Below are 7,269 nucleotides of genomic sequence, written 5' to 3'. Positions count from 1 at the left end.
ACTTTTAATGCTTCAGATGATAGGGGTACGCGAAATTCTGTTGTGGCATCACGCTTGCCTTTCATATTCTCAGCAGGGATTGTCCATATATCACCTTCAATCTGATCTTCACGAATATGACGCAAAGGGTTGGTACGAACGCCTGTCAGGATAAGCAGACGCAAAGCTAAATGTTTTATAGTTGTTGTTTTGCAGAGAAATTGGTAAAAAGCCGGCACATCTCTCCAATCCATGGCTGGTAAGCTTTGTTTTTTATGACGTTGTTTGCCTAAGAGAGCTTTTGCTTTTTCTACAGCTTGTAAATCGACATCTACACCTAATGCAGCCGCATGTTTGAGACAAAGATTAAGACGTATCAATGCTGTTCGAGCAATTACAGCCTTTGTATGCCAAATGGGAGAAAGGGTATTGCGTATCTCTGTTTGCGTAATCTCTGAAACGGGTAAACAGCCTAATTTAGGGAGAATATGAAGGCGTAAAGGTGTAAACCATTTACAAGACTCACCATCATTCTTTAATTCAGCTTTACGGCTTTCAAAAGCATCTAGAGCAATATCTTTTAAATAATGGAGATTGCGCATTGCCTCACGCTTTTGTTTTTCACGTTCTTTAATAGGGTCACGCCCTTCACGTAAAACAGCCCGCCATCCTGTTGCCAATTCACGGGCTTGTTTTAAAGAAACATCTCGCAAGGCACCCAAGCCCATTTCACGGCGCCGACCATGAATGGTATAACGATAAAGCCATTGAGCACCACCATCTTTACGTTTGTGAAGTAACAAGCCGGCTTGTGACGTGCAAGCAAGTGGTTTTAGTTGATTTCAACATACGCAGATTTGAAATGAGAGAATCCTACGTTATTTGGGATTCTTATTCGATATGAATAGTGCTAAATTATCATTATAAATCAATATGATTGTATCTTTAATAAGAAATAAAAGTTTGTATTTTGGCGTCGAGTAGAACCTCTTTTAAAAGTAATTTCACCGCAAGTAGTATTTCACAAAATTACAATTAAAACAGAAAAATAATTGAAAAATTTTTCTTCTGAGAAGCTGATTTACGCAACAACTATTCTTTATTTCAGCCCAAAAAAATCTTTTTAAAATTACTTGATAAAGCAGAACATTGCATATTTCTTATTGCGATTTAAGTGAAATAGCCATTGAAATCAGGAATAATACTTTTTGAATGAACTTACTAATTAAAATGGAAATTAGCTGAGCACAAGAGTTTTTCGATTTATACCGGTATAGGCTAATTTGTTTTCCAAACTGAATATTGCGTAATACAGTTAAATTGACTTTACAATTATAAAGTTGTAAAATTATTATAAAATACTAATTGTCTTGAATATAAATAAAGTACATAATAACAATATGAGGGGGATATTATGTCATATAAAAAACCGCAGGTGATTGGCACTGTGAACAGTGCAACTTTAACTTGTTATAAACCATTGGTGTGAGATAGAAAAAAATAAAAAAACAGGATAAGAGCGCTGCAGCGCCCTTATCCATTGTATTATTAAGAAACAATTTAGGAGGGGAAATGTTTCGTATTAATCTCGACGAGAATAGCATAACTAGATTAAATGATTTTTAGACTATTGTGCTTAATGATTCAGTTATAATTTTAATTGATTCAGTTTTTTACAGAATCAGAAAATTGAAACTGTTGCGGCAAAGCTTAATGTAGAGACAGAGATTTTAGCATCAGATTTTTCAATCTTGTTAAGAGAACTAGAAAAGAATGGCTTTCTTTTAAAGAAGGAAAACTTGATTAGTGCGTCAGATTCGATTTTTGATCTTAAAAAATTATGGGTACCTGTAACACCTATTATACATATTATCCAGAATTGCAATAGCCCTTGTATCATGTGCGATTGCTGGAAGATTAAGGAAAAAAATTGGCATACTCCAGAAAGTTTAATACCCTTATTTAGAATGTTGAAAGAAAAAGGAGCTGCCTCAGTGATGCTTTCTGGGGGAGAACCTTTAATGCATCCGAAGCTTAAAGATATTTTATTAACGTTGAATGAACTAGGTCTGCCCGTTGAATTAAATACTAATGGCATCTTATTGCATAAAAATTTATGGATTTCACAGTATGACATAAAAGAAATTGTTATTTCTATGGATTCGACTAGTGTCCAAGGATATTATGATATACGGGGGGCGAATAAATTTGATCGCGTGTGGAAAAACATTGAAACAGTTAAGAATCTTCAACCTCTGCAAAGTATAGGAATAAGAGCGACAGTTACCAAAGAGATTCTAGAAAATATTATTAATTTTATCGATTTTTGTATAAGCAAAGATGTCGATTATATCGGATTCAGTCCGCTCGATACGTCGTCATTTAGTTTTTCTAGAAAAAATAATACAAAGGATCGATCTAAGGCTTTAAGAAACAAAACTCTTCCGCCAAACGCTTCACTTTTTCATTTGAGAGATGAATTATCAAGGAAAGAATCCCCCCCTCCAGATTTATATAGATAAAAAGTTCCAAGAAAGGAAAATCTCATGGACGTCACAAAATTTTGTAAATTGTATTAATTATTACTTAGGTGAAAATTCTGCGTACGTTTCGTCGCCGTTAATGTGTTTATTTCCATTTTGATCCTTGGTATTGGACTATAATGGAGATTTAAAAAATTGCTTTTATTCAGAAGCTTTTGGGAATCTACAAATTATGAGGCAATAGATTGGTCTGCTCAAAGCGTTTTAAAATCTTTGAAAGAATCTGGCGCATGTAGCGGATGTCGTGGGAAGGTATTTTGTGGATAAGGTTAAGCAATTTAAGATTTATAGCGTTAGCAAGTCTACTGCTCTAGTGGTTGCTGTTTTACCACTTTTTTTGTCGGAAAAATTGCATTTGTCGCAAGCGGATATTGTTTTAATCGGTAGTTATTTTTTATTGCTTCCTTTGATCTTAGAGGTCCCCTTGGGTTTATTATCAGATGTTTATGGAAGTAAGCGCGTTATTTATACTGGGCTGTTTTTCTTTCTTTGCGGTTTTTTAGCTCTTTTTATGAATTATGCATATTTTGCTTACGCCACTTATTTGTTGTGTATTACATTAGCGGCCGCTTGTTTCTCAGGTGCGGAAGATAGTTTACTCTTTTCTGTAGTACCAAAGCATCGCACACTGTTTTCCGTTAAGTCCGAAGTGGCTGCTGTTACCTATAGTGTGACAACGGTACTTATTTTTTTAGGGGGAATACTTTATTATGTGCATCCTGCATTGCCTGTAATTTTTCAAGTCCTTTCATTAATTTTTGCTATTTTTATGTTTTCAAAACTGACGAAGGGATTAGATAGTTTTCATATCAACGCTCATCCGAGTATTTTCACAGTTATGTGCGCCAGCCGTAAAGAAGTCAAAAACCCTTATCGCTTCACTCTTATTTTTTTAAGTGCAGTTTCAGCTTTTGCTATTTTGGTTAATAATCGAACTGTTTCTATCGCATTTTCTGATTTTTTGCCATTTCAACCTGCTATTTTGGTTTCGATTATTTTTATCATTGGAAATTTTTTTTCAGCAAGTTCCAATATATTGTTTCAGAAGTATTTTTCAAAGTTTCAAAATCCTATTTTTCCCGTTTTAATGATTGGTTGTATGGTAACCATTGCTTTTTTTCTCATGTCATTTCAAATCATTGCGGCTCTTATATTAGGATTTTTACTGCTATGTGTTTTTAAATCTGCTTATCGATCTTACCTGTCGTCTCTTCTTATAAATTCACTGATTGATCCCAAAGCTATCGCGACTGTTTTATCATTTACAGCCATTATTACAGCTGTTGTATCCTTTGCATTCAGTTTTTTATACGGTCATGTTTTTTCAACATTCTGGCAAGCTAATTTGTGGTTGGCAGTGGTTATGGCTGTGATTTTTGGGGTGTCTGCTTTAATTATTTTTGTCAGAAAACAAGAAATCATTTGGTTACAGCCTGAAAATGCACAATCGTCAAAACAACATTTCTTGAAACGCAAGCATCAAGAGTTTTGCTATGGGCAAATTTATCCGGAAGCATCGTGCATTAATGAAAACATCAAGGATGGCTCTTTTCGACAAAGTCTCTATCCTGCACCAAATTTGATAACACTTTGCGATGAAATAGTCGAATGGGAGTTTATCCGGGGTACTGTATTGAGCCAAATGGATTTGCTACATCAAAAGGCGATTATTGATCAAATCAATAAGATCTTTCAAGATCGATTAAGCAAGAATATAATCTTATCACATGGAGATTTACATCCTGATAATATCATTGTTACTTCTGATAGTTCTTTTATGGTAGTGGATTGGGATTTATGTCAAGAAGCCAGTCCGGAATTGGATATCTTAACATTTTTCACCAGTCCAAGATTATCTCTCAATTTAGAAGAACGGATAGACTATATTTCTCATTTGCTGTCTATATCAAAGGATGAAGCTTTACCAATGATAAAAGCGTTTGTGGCTAAAAAAATTTCTGATCTTTCTCTATACCAAAATATTTTCATGAAACAATTAGTATTGGATTATATGAACTTGAATAAGAAATTTCATGGGCGATAATATTGTAATTTGTAATGAAAATTGCAGTGCGGACTGCAATCATTGTCCGTATTCGATGGAATATATGGTGAGAGATGACGCGTTGCCTGAATCTTTATATACAATAAATGACATAAAATCTGATTTTATTATTCTTTCTGGTGGAGAGCCTTTTGAGCTCGATTATGATTTACTTCATAAATATACTTGTATGTGTCTCATTTGTAAAAAATATTTTCGGATTGCAACAGGGGGGCACATCTATATTCAACCATATTTGAAGCTATTAAAGAGTAATCCGTTCTTTTTAGGGATACAAATAGGCACAGATGTTATTTCAGAGATAAGAAATCTAGACAGTAAAAAATATAAACAAACGTGGGTGCGTAACATAGAATGTATGAAAAAAGATAGCGTACCATATAGTGTGAGGATTACTTTATCGGAGAGATTCGATTTGGCAGAAGTGTTAGCTCTAATACGTATCGCTACTCCCGAGTTCATTTTAGTTAATTTTGAAAATAGAAAAAAGTATGAGAATACATTTCAGTTAAATATGATACGGGATTTTTTTCTGGCTGTGAGATAAAATATGGATATACGCATCAGAGTTTACACCAATAAATATAAACTATCGGATTCTTTTCACAGTTCTTCTGGTGTATTAGTTGAAAAAACAGAACTGATAATTTTATTTACTGCTCAGGATAAAGTTATTTCGCCCTTTGCTATGGAGTTGCCATTATCACCTAGTCACGGAGAAATGCCGGACGATTTTATAAAACCTATAAATGAACGATCAATAAATAAAAGTAAACACTTTGTAAATTCTTTAAGCTATTTCTTTGGGTTGGAAGATTTTTTAAAAAAAGTTGAAATGGCTAAAATTATTAATTCTGGATTAATGAAATCTATTAAAACGATAGGAATAGGTGCAATTATTGATGATGAGATACGTAATTACGATTTGATAAAATTAAAATCATCGAATCAGTATTTGGATGATACAATTGCAATTGTTAATGAAAATAAAAATGTAAAATTTATTATTGATTTCAATGCAAGTATTAATTTTGAGCAGTGGAATTATTTTATTGATAGGATAGATAAGAATAATTTGTTTGGAATAGAACAGCCTGTGAAATTTCCTTCAAAAATTCCAGATTTGGGTTTCTTAAATATCGCTGATGAGACATTCGTGAAATGTGGTTATGAAAAAATTCACGAATATGGCTATAATGTTTTTGTCTATAAGCCATTTGCAAGTAATATTAAAGAATTATATAAGTGTTTTGAGAATAAAAATAACTACGTTGGTATGGTTGGAAGTAATGTTTCAGGCCCTTTAAATTGTAGTTTTTGTAACATCATAAATCATTATATGCCTACCAAATTAGCAGGAAATCGTGCAAGTAATTTTAAAGCGCATCCGTTAAATAATAAAACTGAGGATTTAATGAGAATTCGAGAAAAAAAGATATCTCATCTCTGATGAATTGTTTATTTATCTTGATAAATTTTGCTAAAAGGTATCGGATTTGTATTTTGATATGAATAAATTAAAAGAAATTGCTACAAATATATAGTATTTCCCACTCTGAATCAGCTATGTTTCGTGAATAGATATAGGACATACCGATGGAAGAACGATATGGTGCTTGTCTCATGTATCGGGATCTTATATACTAAAAGTGTCAAAGATGGTGGCAAAATTGGCTTTGATTTTTTTGATATTAGCAGTAATTTAAGCAGCAACTTGCCTTTTTTTATTCAAGATTTTTGATGAGAAAGAATTATAGGTATTTCAGTTTGATATAACTCAAAATAAGCGAACGGTATTTTTAAGCTTGATGTTTATTATAAAGCTGAGCTCAACCCCAATCAAAACACTATGGCAGGTGGACTTATTATCTTACTTAAAAGGGGCTAGCTAAGAAGCATCCGCTTGTTATTATATCGAATGTTCTCAATTTGCATTCGATTAAACTTACAAATCAAGATGGCTTTTATTCTAATATCATCAATACTGGGCTTTATAGATTAAACATTCAAGTCCAATAGTTCGCAGAACAAATGAGCCATGCATCCAAAATGCCAATTACGAGTAATATAAATCCAGATGATATTGTAGCTGATATTCACGTAATACCATCAATACTTCCAAATGACTCCTATTATCGTAAGTTTTTTTTTCTTTTCTCTTGAGATCATCACCAACGTCATAAAAATATATTTTACCATGCTGTTGCACGTTTGGATTTTTTACAAACATAGAAATTTCCATAGAGTAGCTCAAGATCCTAAACAAAAATATTAAAATATAATGTTTTTTATTTTTTATTATTTAAAAAATAACATAAACATTGGAATAACTTTCCAAAAGCAACAAAACTCTTTGTAAGAAGAACTCTGATCATTTTCTTTGAAAAAAGAGCAATGAAGAGAATATCACTAAAAAGAGCTTTGAGCGATTGGCTTGAAAAACTCTCAAAAGAGATTTCTCTATTGTGTGGTCCTATGATTTTTCACCAAAGTGGGCTATTCATAGCGTTTTGTAGGCCGACCGCCTTTTGGGTTTTGTCTTCATAAATTTCACGAAGATAGTTGCAACAGCATAAAAGCTCTAAAGTTTGTTAAATAATTCCTTATGTTTTGGATTGTCTTGGCTTAAATGCACCGCGCCACCCGTTACAGATCCCAACATGGCTTTTTCTGGTTTTTGGT

At 33.1% G+C, this 7,269-nt stretch carries 4 protein-coding genes and 1 pseudogene; 4 read left to right on the top strand and 1 reads right to left on the bottom strand.

Annotated elements, in window-relative coordinates; translation table 11 throughout:
* Nucleotides 1-788 (bottom strand): annotated as a pseudogene (locus ACFIQE_RS08155) (tyrosine-type recombinase/integrase); the annotation flags it as partial.
* 1,089 nt (nt 789-1,877) lie between these two features.
* Between ACFIQE_RS08155 and ACFIQE_RS08150 the strand changes: the two are divergent.
* From ACFIQE_RS08150 to ACFIQE_RS08135, 4 genes are all read left to right on the top strand, one after another.
* Nucleotides 1,878-2,501 (top strand): radical SAM protein, encoded by a 624-nt coding sequence (locus ACFIQE_RS08150; protein WP_375707509.1) that lies wholly within the window; start codon nt 1,878-1,880, stop codon nt 2,499-2,501.
* Between the two features lie 280 nt (nt 2,502-2,781).
* Nucleotides 2,782-4,566, top strand: a complete 1,785-nt coding sequence (locus ACFIQE_RS08145; RefSeq protein WP_375707508.1) for an MFS transporter — start codon at nt 2,782-2,784, stop codon at nt 4,564-4,566.
* A complete protein-coding gene (locus tag ACFIQE_RS08140) occupies nt 4,556-5,134 on the top strand; it encodes a hypothetical protein (protein WP_375707507.1) in 579 nt (192 codons plus the stop codon). The genes ACFIQE_RS08145 and ACFIQE_RS08140 overlap by 11 nt, the downstream gene beginning before the upstream one ends.
* Nucleotides 5,135-5,137: 3 nt before the next feature.
* A complete protein-coding gene (locus tag ACFIQE_RS08135) occupies nt 5,138-6,037 on the top strand; it encodes a hypothetical protein (protein WP_375707506.1) in 900 nt (299 codons plus the stop codon).
* Nucleotides 6,038-7,269: the final 1,232 nt, after the last annotated feature.

This window comes from Bartonella sp. AA1HLJMS, assembly GCF_042197445.1.
Lineage (GTDB): Bacteria > Pseudomonadota > Alphaproteobacteria > Rhizobiales > Rhizobiaceae > Bartonella.
Note: the sequence above shows the minus strand (reverse complement) of the source record. Positions and strands in the feature narration are given on the sequence as shown.